Origin of the sequence: Segatella copri (genome assembly GCF_002224675.1) — a bacterium.
In the GTDB taxonomy this organism is placed as follows: Bacteria; Bacteroidota; Bacteroidia; order Bacteroidales; family Bacteroidaceae; genus Prevotella; species Prevotella copri_U.
This window is the reverse complement of record NZ_NMPZ01000018.1, coordinates 21,110-38,905: the sequence shown is the minus strand read 5'-3', so window position 1 is coordinate 38,905 and position 17,796 is coordinate 21,110. Positions and strand designations below refer to the sequence as shown.

Sequence of the window (17,796 nt, the reverse complement as noted above, 5' to 3'; positions counted from 1 at the left end):
AATATAAATGGAAAAGAAAGAAACAAATACACTCAGTATATTTCAGCGCCCGGTATGGGTAAGTCTGTTCGCCCTTACGGCTGCAATCTCGTGGGGATGGGCTTACCCATTGATCAAAATGGGAATGGAAGAATATCAGATTACAGCAGACATGACCGGAAGCAAGATGCTTTTTGCAGGCATCCGCTTCTTCATCTCCGGCATCATCATCCTTGCCATCGCCAGAAGCTCGCACCGTAAATTCGGATTCAAAAAGAATGCTGTCCAGAAGGAGAATCATGATGTTCAGAAGAATGGAAGTTTCAAATTCCTGACGAATACAAATGTCTGGTTCCTTCTCCTCTATGCACTCCTCAACACCACCCTTCATTATGCTTTCTTCTATTTCGGACTCTCGCATAATGCAGGAGCACGTTCGGCGATACTCAATTCGATGAGCGTCTTCACGGTGGTTATCTTTGCCTGCATCTTCTTCAAGAGCGACAGGATGACGTGGCGAAAGGCATTAGGCTGCATCATCGGCTTCCTGGGCATCCTTGCCTTGAACCTTGGCGGAAAGGAAAGCGGAAGTTTCACATTCCTGGGCGATGGTATGATTATCCTCAATGCCCTGTGTGGAGCCAGTGCTTCCCTGCTGACCCGAGGCTTGAGCAAGAGGGTGGATGTTTTCGTAGGAACCGGTTATTCGCTGAGCATCGGTGGAGCCTTGCTGGTGATTCCTGCATTGTTAATGGGTGGCTATCTGCCAGTCATCAGCCTCTGGGGTATCACCATCCTTCTGCTGCTCATTGCCATCTCAACCATCAGTTTCGCTCTCTACAATAAACTATTGAGCTGCAATCCCGTAGGAAAGGTAGCGATATACAATTCGCTCATCCCCGTAGTAGGAGCCATCACCTCCTGTCTCTGTCTTGGCGAAACCTTCTACTGGAAGTATCTGATAGCAGGCGCATTGGCTACTGCCGGAATTTATATCATCAATAAAGGGAAGAAATAAATTCCGGCTGTTGCCCATGCAACCCATATAGAAAGCAAAGCCACCTATTTCAAGATACCCGTTTCACGCTCCTCATTGTTGATATTCCGCTGTATCTTACGGTATTCCTTTCCCCGATTGATATTCCAGGCAACACCGATACGGAACAAATTACCTTCCGAATTGTCATAACCACAAACCTGCTTACGGAGTAATGCGTTGACGATTTCTGCTGAATAGGATTTCGGATGAGCCATAAACGGATTATGCATATAGAGAGTAAAATCGAAATCACCCATATGATAACTGGCTGAGGCTGCCAATGAAGGAGGATTATGCCCGATGTTCTCTCCCTCCATAAAGTTCCAACCGTTATCAGCATACAGTATCACAGTCCATTTTCCCCAATATCCCTGTAATGTTCCACCATAATTATAAGCGGTATAACAATGACTGTACTCATCGCCCTTATTGAAAAAACGGTAAATACCTGCGTTCACAGATAATATAAGGTGGTCGGGGATAATGTCAAACCGGGTATCATTCGTAAGATACAACATATTACAATGGGGCTGATTCGCCTGGGTATAAAGAAACTGATCATTTTCCGTGCGGGTGTATTTCGCCAAATTACAATGACGATTGATGCGATAATTCAAGGTAAAATCAGTATTTATCCTTGGTTTACTGAAAGAGAACGCAACCCAGTTCTCATATATACTGTTAGGCTTAAGCGAAGGATTACCCACAGTCCATTCCATACTGTTCTTTCGAATACGGGTATCCGAAATCATAGCTATCTGCGAAATATGCTGTGATAATTCACTTCCCAAGCGGATCTGAAACGAAGAAGAAAGGGAATAAGCCAATGTGAGTTTCGGACGACAAAGCCAAAAACTAAATTCCTCATCTCCCTGTCGATAAGACTGATTACTCAACCCGAAGCCAGCTACATAAGTTAAACGGGATGTTCCTTCCTTGAATTGCCCCAAACTTCCCTTGATTTGTGCAAAACCATAAATACCCAATGAACGGATACCATTCTCGCTAACCACATCACCCAAATACTGATTATCCATATATTTCCAGTTCAAGTTGGTTCCTGCAGAAAAAGTAAAGGGTTTCAACCGGTTTTCATAGATAGCCTCGGCTATGAGCGAATAAGTCTTTCCATCTACCTGATATTGATAGGGTTCGCCCTCACCTTCATAATAGGCTCCTTTGGTGTGGATATAAGTACCCAAAACATCTGCCGACAAAGACTGATGCTTGCCCAACTGATGATAGAAATACAAATCGAGAGCAGGAGTAAAATCCCTACCCTTGCTGGTTCTGCAAACAGGATACGCAGGCTTTCCAGATTCAGAAAACCACATCTCATTCGATGTATAAGGCTGATTGCTGAAATCCGTGGTAAGCGTTGTTTGGAATACATATAAGGCAGAATCAGCCAGATTATACTTCAACTGCAATGTATTATCATAATTTCGAGTTGCCCCATGCATGATTTTTCGAGATATCTGATACTCAGAACCATCATGTAGAAGATATTGAGCATTCTCATTATATTCGGATGCCTTATTATCCACATAAGTCTGCTCATATAAAATATTCAATTGGCTCTTGCCCCTATTGACAGATGCATAGACATCGTTCGAACCGAGCTTGGTAGTTAGCGCATTGGTCAAGTTGAAGCCCAAACTGCCACCCGATGAAGCCCTGCGGGTATGAATATCTATCACGTATGCAATATTCTTTCCATATCTTACGCCAGGGCTGTCGATATAATCTACACTCATAATAGAAGCTACATCCAGCATCTGCACGTCATGCATATTGGCGAGAATGCCATTGATACGAATCTGCACTTCTCCCTTATGATCGGTAGCAGAAATGGAACGGCCAGCCTCATCAACCCTGATATGAGGCAAAGCCAACTTTCCTAAAAGCGAAAAACCAGAAAAAGAACGCTGCTTCTGAATATCGCTTGGGAATATCAACTTGCCATCTTCCTTGTTGACTACTCGTGCCGCCTTCACAACAACCTCTTGCAAGGCTATAGAATCATTCGATACCTTCTGGATCTCCTGGGCACGTATTTCTACACAAGAGATCAATGCCCACAGCATCAACATAGCTGTTAACAATTTACTTTTCTTCATTGTCATCATATACTTTTTCTAAAACTTGTTTTCTGCTGCAAAGATATCAAAAAGAGAAGACCGAAGCGAAAAATATGACTGACATGAGTCTGACATTTATCAATTAACGAATATTATATCTAGTTTTATTCCATCTTTCATAGAATTTCTGTACTTTTGCATTTGAATCTTTAAACAGTATATCATTTAAACAGAATAGATAATATGAAACTGAAAGCATATCATTCCATCCTCATCTTCGCCATCCTTGTGATGTCTGCGGCATTCTCCAGCGTGAGTAACTACCGCAAGGCACAGTATGCCATTGTACAAGATATGAACAAAGCTTTGGCTCTGACTCTTCAGGAAAATAAATATCAATGGATTACGCCTGATACCATCCAGAGCTACCGCTCACATCTCAGCATCGACCTGCTGAAATCGACCAGTAATCTCTGCTATGTGATGGAAGACAGAAGAAGAGGCAAGAACAATTCCCAATTGGTAAATAGCGCCAACCTGCTCAGCAGCAAAGAGATGCTTCTCAACGAGCATTCTATCCAAAGTTATGCTAACTGTTCGATGGCAGATGTTTTGAGTATGAGCAACCAGCGGACATCTTTGACGCTTACCCTCATGGCTATGATTTGGGCAATTGCATCGCTATACTATCATCGCAGAAAACAACCCTGGAATCATGAGGCTGATATGTTCGGCACCATGTGCTATTCTCAAGACGAGGATTCCTTCTACAATCAGGAAAACGGACAAGCCATCAAATTTACTCCGATGCAGCACCAGCTGATGCAACTCTTCTTCAACAATACGCATCATCAACTCTCCAAACAGAAGATTTGTGATGCTCTTTGGCCCAAGAAACCGGATGCCAGCGAAACGCTCTATACCTTGATTCGCCGTATCAAACCGGTGATTGAGCAGAATAGCAACCTCATGATTGAATCGGAAAGAGGCAAGTCTTACCGACTGATAATCAGATAAGTACAGAAATGTCAGCCAAATGTCATACTTATTATTTGGCAGTTTCTCATCTTCTTCATACCTTTGCAGCTATAATACAAAAGAAGCAAAGATATGAAGAAGATTTTTTTGATAGCAGTTGTCTTGCTGATGATGATAAACTTCATCATCAACTATCACCATGAGGTTACGAAAGAGCAGCATACACCGATGGCGGATTTCAAGACCAAGGTAGAGATGGCGCCCATGAAGGAATACAATGATCCGGACTTTGGCTACGTTGTCAAATATCCTTGCTTCTTCCAGCAGGAGGATACTTCGGTATCGGGATACCAGGGCTATGCCCGCTTCTCATTCACCAATCATGCCAACATCATCCTGGAGAGTTACGTTACCCCCAACTATAGCAACACCCTTCAGGCTTGTGCCGATTCTCTAGCCCAGAAGCTTCATTCGGAGCGGACGATGCAGGCATCGAATAAGGCATTCATCCTCTCCGGTCCTGTCTTTGAAAACGGAGTAAGAGTAGATGGCTATAGTCATTACGATAAATTCATCAAGAGTGGCAGAATACTCTTTGTCTATTCCCTCACCTATCCCGACAGCTACAAGCCAGCCATGCCCCGATTGTTCAAACTCATAGACGACTGGAAGGTTTTAGGGGCATATTAATCAGCCTTGAAGGATATCCTCACGAGCCTCTTGGGATTGTATTAATACAACAATCCCGAGGAAACGTTTCTTTAGAAATCTTTCCTCGGGATTTATCCACAAAAATATTACAAGAAACACTCTTACTTATTTGTCCGGCTCCAATTCCTCTATTGCACAAATGGCTTGTAGCTCGACCTTTTTAATGTGAGGATAAGTCTTCTTATAATTATCTGTCACATCTTTAAAGATACTCTCACCGTCACTATAGAATGTAGCCAAGACAACTGCTCTATAATCTTTGAAAGGCAACAAATACCAAACTTCTGTATTATCAGCATTTTGTTGGATGTTAAGAACTCCCTCCATACGAGTATTTCCTTCACTGTCAGTTATGGTAAGTCTTTTGGTTATAACACCAAAAGGATTATTAGTAGGAGTACGGAAAGTATAATATTTATAGAACTTGTCGTTCTCTATGGCATCGGCTGCGATAGCTGCGGAATCCTCGGAAGAAACGCCTTCAACTAAACATTTTCTATTTACCACATACATCGTTCTATATATCTTCCAACGGGCAGTCCAATTTTTTACTTCTACCTTTAAGATAGCAGAGTTTCCGTCTGAGTCGGTTACGGTTATAGTAGCATTTCCCTCAGAAACGCCACTTACGTATATCTCCCTCTCAGACTCATTTGAAGAACACGAAACCTTGGCAACACTATCATCAGAAGAAGTTGCTGATACTTTACCTTTAGCTCCATTAACATTCACCTTGCTGCCACTATCGGTATAGGTTGTAAGAGTGTTAATAACAATCTGCTTACCAGTAATTATATCACCGGTTACTTCGTCTTCAGTGAGCTGGATTCCAGAATCATCATCGCTACAACTTGCCAAACAAAGCAAAGCTGCTAATGCAATAAAAATCATTCTAAATTTCATACGCTTCTTTATATTAAAGGGTTATAACTAATTAATAAACGCAACTCGTTTTCAAAACTTGCATGAGATTTCTCTTTTTACTTTTTTTATATTCTATTACTCTACAAGAGAGTATTACTTTTACGTATTGCTCAAATTCAATATGTACCAACAAGAAGTAGTGAAGAAATTCCTTGCATACTTAATTTTCCAAGCAAAACGAGGCAACAGCGATGGAGTAAGCTTGAACTTCTGCTTATAATGAGGATTGATAAACCAAAACTTCTTGTCAACAATAGAAAATTCACATCTTTTTATCAATTTTTCAAATAACTCTATACTTGTTCTGCACTCTTTTATGCTCATCAGCTCGCTTATTGTACCCTCTTCCTCTTTGCACAGTTTCAATAATGAATTATACATAGAGTTTGGTAGCAGATGTATGAACGGAAAGTGCGAACAGAGTTTGCTTCGGCAAATCTGTTGATGTCCACCAAACGGCATCTGCCATGCAGGGAATCCGACAAAGAGAACGCCTGTTGACTTTAGAAAACTTTTAAGGTGTAACAGAAATTTTCCTTTCGCTGGAACATGTTCTATTACATCATGTAATAGTATCACGTCAAACTTTTCCTCTTCATTGATTGGCGCATGGTATTTCATAAAGTCGCAACACACGAATGTGGCATTTTCGCAGATTTCCGAAAAGTATGCTTTCGCATCTATTATTCTGCATTCTGCTATGTCTATTCCTGTAACTCTACAGCCAAGTTGGGCAAAGGGGACTAAATTGCCTCCTTCGCCACAACCCACCTCTAATACTCTACTTTTCGAAGTCAACTTTTTGAAAGTTGATAAGTAGCTGACGTAAAACTCTTTAGATGTAATTTCCAAGTCATGGAAGTACATTTTTCTATCTGTATGTCTTTTCTGCATATCTATATAATGTTTTGACCTTTTATCATATAGATACAAATTTGCCAAAAAGACTGCATGCGAAAAGAGACTTTTTACCAAGAGAACCTTATTCCAAACGGAACGGTAAATGTGAATGGACGTTCTGTCCAAGCATTCTTAATACAGCTACCATTCGGAATGTACCAATTCATGGTTGGTTCTATAAACAGATTCAGATTTGGTGCAAACTGATATTGGATTCCGATGTTTGTATTTACAGACCACTGTATCGGGAGCGTCAGTTTCCAATCTGTTGTGTATGCAGACTTATCTCCAACGATATAATCTGCATCAGTTTTTCCATATATAGGAATCAGAATACCAGTGCCTACAGAACCATAAGTTGACAATCTCTTGAACTTCATAAATTGATAAGACAGCTTGAAAGGAACACCAAGATAGTGGAGCTTTTGTTCCTTGTCAACACGATAGCTGCCAGTACCAAGAATGAGATATGATTTCAGATAAGAATATTGAAGTCCTGTCTCTAAACTCCATCTTTTACCTATGTTTTTATTTACAGCAATGCTCAATGTTATTGGCTTGTCATGATGTTCTACTTCTACTATTTCTCCACTATTGTGGTCTGCAATATCTGCCATGGCTACATTTTCTGTAGTAGGGTCTGCCTGGGATATGCGATGTAGCTCTTTTGCATAGTCTTCCCATATCGTGAAATACTTCTCAGAAGGGTTGGTTGGGTCTGTTGGCTGGTCCGGACCAGAAGGCAAATCATTAGTAATATCGTTACTTTTCATAAACTTACATACACTCTGTACAAGAGTCGTACCCAAAGAACCTGCAGCCAGTAATTGCCACTTATTCCTTTTGTGAACCTCAAGATTTTCTGTAATCCATGATTCCTTATAGAAATTAGGGGCGATGATAGAATCTTTTACCAAGATACTATCAGTTCTATTTACAGCAAACTGCTTTTCATCTCGCAATGTATCTGTTATATTTGCAATTATATTATGTTTTATTTCCGTTGTGTCATCACGCATTGCTGCTATAGTCTCTATGGTTAGTATCTTGTGATAATGAGTACATGGATTCTGCTTTGGGGTACAGTTTGTAGAGTCAACATCGTTCTTTGATGCAGGACTAACTGGACCTTTTATTTTACGTCTGCGTGTTATATTGGTATCATTTTCTGAAATAAGCTGTTTTTTGGTTATAAGTTGCTTATATACAGGAATAATGATGAGAACCAATACCATAATTAGTATTGTTCTCTGGCTCAATTTGTTTCTCAACAAAGCCTTAGCTCTCGCTAATTGCGAAGAAGAACTGTGTGGAGCTATATCAAGCAACTTTGCAATTTCCTGATGAGACAAACCATCTAGCACAGAAAGCTTGAATACCTTTTTGTATCCAACTGGTAATTTATCGATTTCAGCCATAATATCCTCGTATTGGATAGAAGATACTGTATTTCTACAATCATCACAGCTGTCAATCACACTTTCATCTATGTCTGATAAAGAAATATATCTAAATGTATTACCCTTTTCTTTGTATTTTAATGCAAGATTAGAAGTTATACTTGTAAGCCATTGACCGAATCTGTTAGGATTCTTCAAATCTTTCAAAGATACAAGCGCTAGTATAAATGCATCTTGGACAAGGTCATCAATGACATCCTTGTCCTCTTTAAGAATATTGATACATATACCTTTCATTTTAGGATAATATATCTGATACAATGTGCTGAAAGCACTATTATCTCCTTGTTTTGCTTTAAATACTAAAGTTTGTATATTTGAATCCATGAGTATATTATTTTGCACAATTTATCTATATATAGATATGAAACCAGCATGAATACTGCACGAAAAATTGTTAAAGAACATAAAAGCGCTTGATTATTTGCATATATCAAATATTAATTGTAAATTTGCGGTGGAAATATAAACATCGAAGATTATGGCACTTAAGTTATATCCATTAGGCATACAAACTTTCGAGCGAATCCGCAAGGAAAACAAGCTCTATATTGACAAGACGGAATACGTTTACCGCCTGACGCACACCAGCGGTACCTATTTCTTCTTGGGACGTCCACGCCGCTTTGGAAAATCCCTGTTTCTCACCACCCTCCAGAGTTACTTTGAAGGCAAGAAAGACTTATTCAATGGTCTTGCCATCGAAAAGCTGGAAAAGGAGTGGACAGAATATCCTGTGCTCCACTTTGATTTGAGCGGAGGCAAACACATGAATAAAGAACAGCTGGAGAGATATCTCGCATTCATACTGGAAACAGAAGAAAAGAAATGGGGTATCACACAGCCACAAATTGATGCCAATAATCGATTGACAGAACTGATCAATACTGCATACGAGAAATCCGGAAAACAGGTAGTCGTGCTTATTGATGAATATGATGCGCCCATGCTGGATGTGGCTCACGAGCAAGAGCAGTTGGATACCTTGCGCAATATCATGCGCAACTTTTTCAGTCCTTTGAAATACAGCGAAGCAAAACTACGTTTTGTCTTCCTGACAGGCATCACCAAGTTCTCGCAAATCAGCATCTTCAGCGAACTGAACAACATCACCAACATATCCATGAATGATGACTATGCTGGTATCTGTGGCATCACCAAAGAAGAACTTCTGATGCAGATGTCGGAAGATATTGAGGAGCTTGCCCAAAGAAGAAACATAACGAAAGAGCAAGTAATCGACAAGTTGAAAGAGAATTATGACGGCTATCATTTCACAAGATTCTCACCCGATATCTTCAATCCATATAGCCTGCTGAATTGCTTTGCTGAAAACAAGTTCGGATCCTATTGGTTTACTTCCGGCACTCCAACTTATCTCATCAATATGATGCGCAAATATCAGGTAGTTCCTACAGACATCATCACACGAGTGGAGGCTGATGCCAGTGAGTTTGATGCTCCTACGGAGAATATGCCAACCATCATGCCGCTGCTTTACCAAAGTGGATATATCACCATCAAGGAATATCATGAAGACTACAACTATTACGTTCTTGATGTTCCTAACAAGGAGGTGAAAATGGGACTGACCAAGGCACTGATTCCATCATACGTCACACAGAATACGCTTGCAACAACCAATACAGCCCGTCGTATCGCACAGGCATTGGATAAGCAGAATATGGAGGAGGCATTAACCTTACTCCAGACATTTCTGGGAACAGTTCCTTACTGCAACAACGCTCATTATGAGGGACATTACCAGCAGATGCTCTTCATCATATTCTCTCTGCTTACAGACTATCAGGTGGACGTTGAAGTTCATACACCCAACGGCAGAGTTGACATCGTATTGCTCACCCATACAGACCTTTTCCTATTGGAGATTAAGTTAGACAAGAGTGCGAAGTCTGCAATGCAGCAAATCAACCTGAAGAACTATCACAAACGATTTGCGCTAAGCGGCAAGCCAATAACCAAGGTCGGCATCAACTTCGACAGTAAAACTGGGAATATCGAAAATTGGATAATCGAAAAAGCATAAGATAAAAAATGCTTTTACCTTATTTATCCCCTATCACCAAACGCTATTTATCCTTTCTTTTTATACACAAAAGTGTAATTCTCAAGCCACATTCTTGAGAAATACACTTTTGTGTCAAAGGCTTTTTCCTATAAAGCTATACTTTTGCAGCAGAAAAATAAAAAAACAAGCAAAACTGTAGTAATATGAAGGAAAAAGTAATTTTTACCACAGCGTTGTGCCTCTCGGCTATGACTCCGATGATGGCGCAGAATATCACCGGCAAGGTGATGAACACCAAGGGAGAACCTTTGGCGTTTGCCAATGTAGTTTTATTGAATAGAACAGACTCGGCTTTCATCAAGGGCGCAGTGAGTGGAGAGGATGGCAGCTTCTCCATCGACTCTTCATGCAACGGTGGAATCATCAAGGTGACATCCGTAGGCTATAAGACTATCTGCAAGGATTGCACAGGCGAGAATGTGGGCATTATCAAGATGGAAGAAGACAGTAAGATGCTCGGCGAAGTTGTCGTGAAATCATCCCTGCCTAAGACTATCCTGAAGAATGGCGGAATGACGACAACCATTGTCGGATCCGTACTTGAGAAGGCAGGAACCATGGAGAACCTGCTTGACCGCATCCCTAACGTGTCTGCCCAGAATGGCAGCATCAAGGTATTCGGTCGCGGCGAGCCTGTTATCTATATCAATGGACGACAGATGAGAGACAAGAGCGAGCTGGACCGTTTGCATTCCGACAACATCAAGTCAGTGGAAGTCATCACTAACCCTGGTGCTCGTTATGCAGCCAGCACCAAGGCTGTCATCCGTATCACAACGAAGAAGATACAAGGCGAGGGCTTCGGGTTTGATGCCTCAACCACAGGTGAATATGATGAGAAAAAAAACTTCGGTGGATTTGGCCAATTGAATATGAGCTATCGCAAGAATGGCTTGGATTTGGGCGCATACGCCTTTGGAGCAAAGCAGTACCAGCCAAACAATCAAGACTTACAACAGAAGACTTATCTTGACAAGACCTGGAACCAGAAAAGTGAGATAAGACAAGTAGGTATTATCGAAGCTATGAACTTTCGCTTGGATGCCAGCTACCAGTTGGATGCCAACAACTCTATAGGTGCCAACTTTGGTTTTCTTAGAAATCCTAAGCAAACATGGAACGGCGATATGAGTTCTTCTATATTGCAAGACGAAGAATTGTCTGAAAGTTCTGATAGTCATGCTGATTTCTTTTGGCAGAAGAATAATCTTTCAAGCAACATTTACTATGTGGGAAAGATTGGCAAACTCGGCATCGACTTCAATACCGACTGGCTATGGTCGAAGGAATACCAGAACGATGTTACCAAAGAGCAATACCAGGAAGTGGGGATGAATGCACAAAGCCAGACGGTTCATAGCTTGACTAACAAGAACTATCATTTGCTCGCTTCCAAGCTGGTTCTTTCTTATCCATTATTAGGTGGTGAATTGTCTTTGGGTGGCGAATATTCCAACACCCATCGTACCTCAAAGTATCAGGTTGTGCCAACCAACTTTGTGTCGGATGATGACAGCCGTATTACAGAAAGCATGACTTCTTCATTCTTGACCTATTCAAGAGATTTCGGAAACGTGAGCATGGAGGCAGGATTGAGATACGAGTACATCGACTTCAATTACTATGAGTATGGCAAGTATGTGCCAGAGCAAAGCAAGTCGTACGGCAATTGGTTCCCATCGCTCAGCGTGTCGCTGCCTGTGGGCAAGGTACAGATGCAGCTGAGCTATGCAGCCGACATCAATCGCCCTTCCTATCAAAATTTGCGCAGCGGCATACAGTATGACAACCGCTACACGTATGAAACGGGAAATCCATTCTTAGTGTCTGAGATAAGCAAAAATCTCAACTACGAATTGGCTTACAAGTGGTTGACTTTCGACATGACCTACAGTCATACTTCACATCCAATTATGTCAACAGTGGAGACTTATAAGGATAATCCAGCAATAGGCTTGATGAAGCCTGTGAATGGGAATTCGTATAATGACGTAGAGGCATCCATCAACTTGCGCCCTTCGTTTGGCATCTGGTATCCTTCGTTTACCGCATCCGTTGACAAGCAATGGTTTGATATGGAGACGCACGATGGGAAATCGCTCAATAAGCCAATGGCTTCATTCCGTTTAGACAACACCCTCAACACCAAATTAGGAATGTTTACGTTGATGATGTCGTATATCACGAAAGGTCATGAGAAGAACCAGTATCTGTACAAGCCAATGTTTTGCACGAATATTTCCGCGTATAAGGCTTTCTTGAAGGATCGTTTGTCGCTTCAGCTCTTCATCTATGATTTGTTCGGGACAAACGATAGCCATATGATTGCTCATTTTGGCAAAATAAAGGAAATGGTGTATGATGGACTGTCAACAAGCAAAGTGTCGCTTACTGTACGGTATAAGTTCAACACTACAAGAAGCAAATATAAGGGTACGGGTGCAGGAGAAAGTCAGAAGAACAGAATGTAATCTGTCTGCAGCATCCGGTAATGGTGTAATGACAATAAATCTCTCTATAAATGAACAACCCAATAAAATTGTTGATTAGTGGCGCAGACTTGGGAAGCTTGATAGCTTCCTGTGCCTTGCGCCATGACTTCCATAAAAGCCCTCGGCAGGAAGATAGATTTCATATCTATCGCATAGAAAAGGATACGCTGACGATGGAAGATGTGGATGCATGCGACTTGTCGGGCATCCGATATGCGGTGAATGCAACCTTGCATGACAACGAAGCCTCGTTTGCTTTCGATGAGAAATGTAAGGAGCAGGGCATCCCCGTTATCCATGCCGTCAATCTTGGCAAGGCTGCCTTTCTCGCTGTAGAGAAACCGAAAGGCTATCCATTCAGCGAAGTAGTGAAAAAAGGAACGGATGATTTCCGATGCTCACTGGGCAAGTATATCTCGCAGTACGGTATGTTCTGGCAGATGCCTGTGCCTTGGATAGATGAAGCCATCAGGCATTATTCCAATGAGTCTTTCCCGCAACTGGGCATCGGGGCATACATTGCTGCCGGCTATTGTGCAAACATTCTTGCGAACCTTGCGGAAGGCAAGGAGGTGAAATACTTCCCCAAGTTCTATCTCTCGCCATTGTTGGAAGAGATATGATTGCGATTATATCATCTGATAGTTCGTGGCATGAAACAGCGCCTCAGCAATGTTCTTCACGCCCATCTTAGCAAAAAGGTTGCGCTTGCAAGCCTTTATCGTATCCACCGACTTGCATAGTCGGTCTGCAATATCATTCATCGTGTAACCTTGGGCAGACAATCTCAAAACATCTCTCTCTGTCTCGCTCAAGGTTATGCCTTCTTTCTTTTCCCACTTATGGCGCAATGTGGAATATTCAAAATAGCTACGCTCACCATTCTTCTGCATGATGATATGTCCCGGTTCATCGGTTGCTGCCAATGATACGGTGCAGAGGGCAAGCCAGATTCTTCCATCATCAGAAAGAAGTATCGGAGTAAGGTGATGATGAATCAATCGGCTATGCCTGCCATTGGTAAGATGAAAGTCGTACGAGATGGTATAGTCCAGGCGGTCGCCCACAGGCAATTCATTGAAAAGATCAAAACCTTTCTTGTTCACTTCGAGCAGCATCTGCAGGTCAGCATCCGGAACATGGTCTATATACATCTGATAGCCTGCGTCCATCAACTGCTCCGGTTCCAATCCGCAGAGATAAGCGAGGTTGTCTGATGCATAGATGAAGTCCTGATGAAAATAGTCGATGATATAGACGCACTGGTAGGTGCTGCGGGCAAAGGCCTTTGCCGCATTCACCAATAATTCTATCTTGTCGTAATCTTCTCTGTTGATATGATTCACCTCGTTGGAATGGAGGAAGAAATCTTCTTTTTCTTTATTCATAAGCTATTCTGAATATTACTCTTTCTATCTGTTCTCCGATTCAGCAAGCCATCGGATCTCTTTTTAAATACGCAATTCGGCTACAAAAGTACATAATTTTATTTGATTAAAATTCTATTGGATTGTTTATTTACAGATAATTAACCGTAAAAGCAGATAAAGCCACAGACACCACAGATATAAAAAACTCACCAAACACTTATTTTAAGATATTCAGAACATCTTAAAATGAGCGATTTATGAGTGTTTTACATCAATAGAGGTAATAATTTAGCAACGGTTCTAATTTCTGCAATGTGCATATGTTTGCTTGTCAAACAACTCTTTTCGTTTGCAAAAATACACCAATTTATTGGATACACAATAAAATGTATGTTTTTTAACGATTGATATTGATAAGTGAAAATTCTGTGGATGAACATCTCAGTTAATAATTCCTGAGATATTCATCACACAGAATTTGGATATTGTATTTTAGAGGTTGATTTGAAAACCTATATTTTTCTAAAAACGATTAATCTCATCCTCAGCAGAACCGCTTCCGTTGTATTTATCTTTGAAACTATTGAAGTTGTAACTGATGGAAGCTATGATGCAGCGATTGAAGTTATTCACTTTTCTGTTCTGCACCACAAAATTAACCCTCTTTACATCGTTCAACTTCGAGCTATCAAACAAGTCCTCTGCTTTCAATGTTATCGTCAATTTCTTTTTAAGTAACTGTTTCTGTACCATCATATTGAATGACGAATAACCGTTTTGCTCGTAGATGCCATGATGTCCCTTAATGTTCCAATAGAAATCACATAGAAAAAGCCAATCGTTCCTTAGTGCCACTACATTTTGGAAAGCGAAGAGACCGTATGGATGATTGTAGTCTAATTGCTCTCCATTATATGATAGCGTGAAATACGGTTTATAGACACCCACCGTCAAAGTAGGTCGCCAACAACCAAAAACAGGTGAAACAACACATTGCGCTCCTAGTTGCTGGAAATCCTTGGCGTTGGTTGACATCCAAGTTACCGTTCCAGGTTTGCCGGATACGGCAACGACAGTCGGATGGATGTAATCCTTGATATACTGATAATCCAACTTGAAGTCGAATATGCTATAATTCACACTAAGTTCTGTATCATACACGTATTGCGGTTTCAGATAAATGTTGCCTTGCTCATAATGGTATTGATTGTTGTAGCTCACACTGTTGTTCAACTGACGAAACGAAGGACGGTTGACCCTGCTACTGAAATCAAGATTCATCCCCACTCTCCCAAACATTGTGGAAAGAGAAAGGGATGGAAGTAAGTCCGAATAATTGGTCTTGTTCTTTACTTCTCCTTGGTCTGTGTTGATGGCATGAATGTACTCATAGCGAAGCCCGATGCTTCCTTTCCATTTGGAGGCAGACAAACGAAAAGTGGCAAATCCTGCATACTTGGTTTCCTTATTCTTGAATTGGTCATCGGCTATCTTCCCTTCTTCGTTTACAGACATACCCCATGAACTGATTTTACTGAAATCCGTTCCGAAATCAAGCCTATTATTCTTATTTATGTTCCAAGCAAACACCCCTTTGAGTGCAGTCGCACGATTTCGCTGGTCGTTTTGCATATGCGTGATTTCTGAGACAGCATCTATTCTACTTGTCTCGCTCACTTGTTGCTTATGTTTCAGTTGAGCATAAACATAGTCGGCATCCAAGTTGAGCTGTAGGTCGTCTGTTAGTTTGCCGATATAATACAGATTGACATTGTGAAACCTTTCCTTTTCAGATTCTTCAGTCTTGTTATCTGTAGCTGTCAGCAGTTCATCATTCTTGTACGTCTGCATATAGTCGAAAGGAGAGTCGAGCATCTTGTAGTTGGAGATGCTTCCCAAATATCTTCCGCCGATAGTGTGATTCTTGTTTATGGCATAATTCATACCAACATTATAATCATGAGAGCGAGAGCGGTCGGAATATTCAGAAGCAGAAATCTCATGAAATGTATCTTGCCCGTAATTGAACTGGTTAACATCATATCTGATGTCACTTCTCGTATTGTCATATTGATATGCGAGGAATACATCCAAAGCTCCCTTGTGGATGTTGAGGTTGACCTCCTCGTTGTTAGACAAATTCTTATGTTTGGAGATTTCCGCACCTACGATACCAGAAAGTCCATCCAAGGAATGGTGTACGGTAGTGATGTTTATGATACTCCTTGTTTCTGCATCGTATTCTGCCCCAGGGTTTGTTATGAGCTGTACAGACTTCACGTTGGTAGAAGAAAGGAGTGACAACCCTGAAGTATTAGTCTGCTTTCTTCCATCTATATAGATGACAGGCTCACCCTTACCAAAAACCTCATACTTTCCATTTGTATAGAGCATCCCAGGAATATATTTGATAACATCTGTTGCCTTGCCAATATTTTTCAAATTGGAATTTTGAACGTCAAGCGTAAGTTTTCCGTTTTCTCTTGATATGTATTTGCGATGACCTTTAATCACAACTTTTTGCAGATTAATTGTTGCATCCTCCAAGGTTATGGCACCAACCTCACCGGTACGATATGCATTACAGTAAGTTTTGTAGCCCACACAACTTACTTTCACAATCGCCTTTTTCACCTCGCAAGGAATTACAAACTGACCATTCTCATTTGTCACACCACCCGTGACTAAACTGGAATCACTAACATTGAGCAAAGCGACATTGGCGAAATCGACAGGTTGATGACGAGTGTCCACAATGCGCCCCATCATTCTGTTAGAAGCCTTTTGAATACATTCTACAATGATAATATTATCCACTTGTTTCATCTTGATAGGGTAAAAACCTATCAAGTTCATGATGGCATCTGGAACACTTTCATTCTTGATGTTCTTTGTCACCTTGAAATCCTCCAACTCGTCATACACAAAGTTGATGACATACTTATCCTGTTTGGCATTCAAATCCTTCAATGCCGCAGAAAATGACACATTATTATATTGTCGAGTGATACGTTGGGCAGAAACGTCCATACTTATCACCGAAAGCAAAATCAAACTTATCAGATATTTACTCATAGCCTATTCCCTGTTTTATAGTCCATATACTGTATATACAGTTGAGGAAATCAAAAAACTAAGCAAAACAACAACTTTTTTCAAAATTTACTGAAAAACATTCAACGACTCCTTGTCTTCCACAAAGCCATTGGATGAAATTTGATTCTATTGACCATCTCTTTATCCTCGAACAGCAGATTTAGACAGCAAAGGACTGTCATGGAAATAGTTGAGTATCTCCACCAGTCGCATCACCTTTTCGAGGTTGTCGCGAAATAGGTATTGCGCCGTATAGCCACAATCCACCCTTGTTGCTTGTATCGAGCGAGCAACGCTTCCACCGATTTCACCTTGTCTTTCAGAGCCTCAGAAAGTTCATCCAAAGTGAATATCCGCAGCTTGTATAATATACTCAATAGTTCTGTCATTGTTTCTAATTTTGCGCAAAGATATGAAATCTAATTTGTCTATGAGAAAAATCAGAAACTTTTTATGCTTTTTTATATGTTCTTTCCATCTTAATTGTCCGACTACGGAGGAACAAATGCTCTATTTCACTATTTTTTGCCTTTTTAGGCATTCTTTTATTCTAAAAAATCTGCCCAAATATTCAGAATAGCTTAAAATGAGCGATTTATGAGTGTTTCACCTCAATTGAGGTAATGATTTGGCAATAGTGCTAAATTCTGCAAATTGCATACGTTTGCTTGTCAAAC

General features: G+C 40.8%; 12 protein-coding genes. 6 read left to right on the top strand and 6 right to left on the bottom strand.

Features of this window, described 5'->3' with window-relative positions:
* Window positions 1–7: 7 nt before the first annotated feature.
* The gene (locus tag CFT61_RS11255) at window positions 8–997 is read left to right on the top strand and encodes a DMT family transporter (protein WP_089544524.1); all 990 of its coding nucleotides are present in this window, start codon (window positions 8–10) and stop codon (window positions 995–997) included.
* A 44-nt stretch (window positions 998–1,041) separates the two neighbouring features.
* On the opposite strand, the gene CFT61_RS11250 is transcribed toward CFT61_RS11255, so the two are convergent.
* On the bottom strand, window positions 1,042–3,138 hold the full coding sequence (locus tag CFT61_RS11250; protein WP_142990621.1) for a hypothetical protein: 2,097 nt from the start codon (window positions 3,136–3,138) through the stop codon (window positions 1,042–1,044).
* 204 nt (window positions 3,139–3,342) lie between these two features.
* Here CFT61_RS11250 and CFT61_RS11245 point away from each other — a divergent pair, with 204 nt between their 5' ends.
* Complete coding sequence (locus CFT61_RS11245; RefSeq protein ID WP_254918950.1) at window positions 3,343–4,116, top strand: winged helix-turn-helix domain-containing protein; 774 nt, start codon at window positions 3,343–3,345, stop codon at window positions 4,114–4,116.
* 93 nt (window positions 4,117–4,209) lie between these two features.
* A complete protein-coding gene (locus CFT61_RS11240; RefSeq protein WP_089544522.1) occupies window positions 4,210–4,767 on the top strand; it encodes a hypothetical protein in 558 nt (185 codons plus the stop codon).
* Window positions 4,768–4,893: 126 nt separating this feature from the next.
* Here CFT61_RS11240 and CFT61_RS11235 read toward each other — a convergent pair whose 3' ends face one another.
* The 3 genes from CFT61_RS11235 to CFT61_RS11225 form a co-directional block, all read right to left on the bottom strand.
* The gene (locus tag CFT61_RS11235) at window positions 4,894–5,691 is read right to left on the bottom strand and encodes an Ig-like domain-containing protein (RefSeq protein ID WP_089544521.1); all 798 of its coding nucleotides are present in this window, start codon (window positions 5,689–5,691) and stop codon (window positions 4,894–4,896) included.
* Window positions 5,692–5,811: 120 nt separating this feature from the next.
* The gene (locus CFT61_RS11230; protein WP_089544554.1) at window positions 5,812–6,606 is read right to left on the bottom strand and encodes a class I SAM-dependent methyltransferase; all 795 of its coding nucleotides are present in this window, start codon (window positions 6,604–6,606) and stop codon (window positions 5,812–5,814) included.
* Window positions 6,607–6,680: 74 nt separating this feature from the next.
* Window positions 6,681–8,399: a sigma-70 family RNA polymerase sigma factor gene (locus CFT61_RS11225; protein WP_142990620.1), complete on the bottom strand. Its 1,719-nt coding sequence runs from the start codon at window positions 8,397–8,399 to the stop codon at window positions 6,681–6,683.
* Between the two features lie 154 nt (window positions 8,400–8,553).
* Here CFT61_RS11225 and CFT61_RS11220 point away from each other — a divergent pair, with 154 nt between their 5' ends.
* The 3 genes from CFT61_RS11220 (at window position 8,554) to CFT61_RS11210 (ending at window position 13,276) form a co-directional block, all read left to right on the top strand.
* Window positions 8,554–10,119: an ATP-binding protein gene (locus CFT61_RS11220; RefSeq protein WP_089544519.1), complete on the top strand. Its 1,566-nt coding sequence runs from the start codon at window positions 8,554–8,556 to the stop codon at window positions 10,117–10,119.
* Window positions 10,120–10,304: 185 nt separating this feature from the next.
* Window positions 10,305–12,632 carry a TonB-dependent receptor domain-containing protein gene (locus CFT61_RS11215; RefSeq protein ID WP_089544518.1) on the top strand — a complete coding sequence of 776 codons (2,328 nt, stop codon included), beginning with the start codon at window positions 10,305–10,307 and terminating at the stop codon, window positions 12,630–12,632.
* Window positions 12,633–12,682: 50 nt separating this feature from the next.
* A complete protein-coding gene (locus CFT61_RS11210) occupies window positions 12,683–13,276 on the top strand; it encodes a hypothetical protein (RefSeq protein ID WP_089544517.1) in 594 nt (197 codons plus the stop codon).
* A gap of 6 nt (window positions 13,277–13,282) precedes the next feature.
* Here the strand turns inward: CFT61_RS11210 and CFT61_RS11205 are convergent, their stop codons facing one another.
* A complete protein-coding gene (locus tag CFT61_RS11205; protein WP_089544516.1) occupies window positions 13,283–14,041 on the bottom strand; it encodes a helix-turn-helix transcriptional regulator in 759 nt (252 codons plus the stop codon).
* Between the two features lie 504 nt (window positions 14,042–14,545).
* On the bottom strand, window positions 14,546–17,098 hold the full coding sequence (locus CFT61_RS11200; RefSeq protein WP_089544515.1) for an outer membrane beta-barrel protein: 2,553 nt from the start codon (window positions 17,096–17,098) through the stop codon (window positions 14,546–14,548).
* Window positions 17,099–17,796 lie beyond the last annotated feature (698 nt).

What these genes read in the sequence shown, in the direction of transcription:
- CFT61_RS11210 (WP_089544517.1), top strand. Translation starts at nt 12,683, where the DNA reads ATGAACAACCCAATAAAATTGTTGATTAGTGGCGCAGACTTGGGAAGC.
- CFT61_RS11240 (WP_089544522.1), top strand. Translation starts at nt 4,210, where the DNA reads ATGAAGAAGATTTTTTTGATAGCAGTTGTCTTGCTGATGATGATAAAC.
- CFT61_RS11255 (WP_089544524.1), top strand. Translation starts at nt 8, where the DNA reads ATGGAAAAGAAAGAAACAAATACACTCAGTATATTTCAGCGCCCGGTA.
- CFT61_RS11205 (WP_089544516.1), bottom strand. Translation starts at nt 14,041, where the DNA reads ATGAATAAAGAAAAAGAAGATTTCTTCCTCCATTCCAACGAGGTGAAT.
- CFT61_RS11225 (WP_142990620.1), bottom strand. Translation starts at nt 8,399, where the DNA reads ATGGATTCAAATATACAAACTTTAGTATTTAAAGCAAAACAAGGAGAT.
- CFT61_RS11215 (WP_089544518.1), top strand. Translation starts at nt 10,305, where the DNA reads ATGAAGGAAAAAGTAATTTTTACCACAGCGTTGTGCCTCTCGGCTATG.
- CFT61_RS11235 (WP_089544521.1), bottom strand. Translation starts at nt 5,691, where the DNA reads ATGAAATTTAGAATGATTTTTATTGCATTAGCAGCTTTGCTTTGTTTG.
- CFT61_RS11250 (WP_142990621.1), bottom strand. Translation starts at nt 3,138, where the DNA reads ATGAAGAAAAGTAAATTGTTAACAGCTATGTTGATGCTGTGGGCATTG.
- CFT61_RS11200 (WP_089544515.1), bottom strand. Translation starts at nt 17,098, where the DNA reads ATGAGTAAATATCTGATAAGTTTGATTTTGCTTTCGGTGATAAGTATG.
- CFT61_RS11245 (WP_254918950.1), top strand. Translation starts at nt 3,343, where the DNA reads ATGAAACTGAAAGCATATCATTCCATCCTCATCTTCGCCATCCTTGTG.
- CFT61_RS11220 (WP_089544519.1), top strand. Translation starts at nt 8,554, where the DNA reads ATGGCACTTAAGTTATATCCATTAGGCATACAAACTTTCGAGCGAATC.
- CFT61_RS11230 (WP_089544554.1), bottom strand. Translation starts at nt 6,606, where the DNA reads ATGCAGAAAAGACATACAGATAGAAAAATGTACTTCCATGACTTGGAA.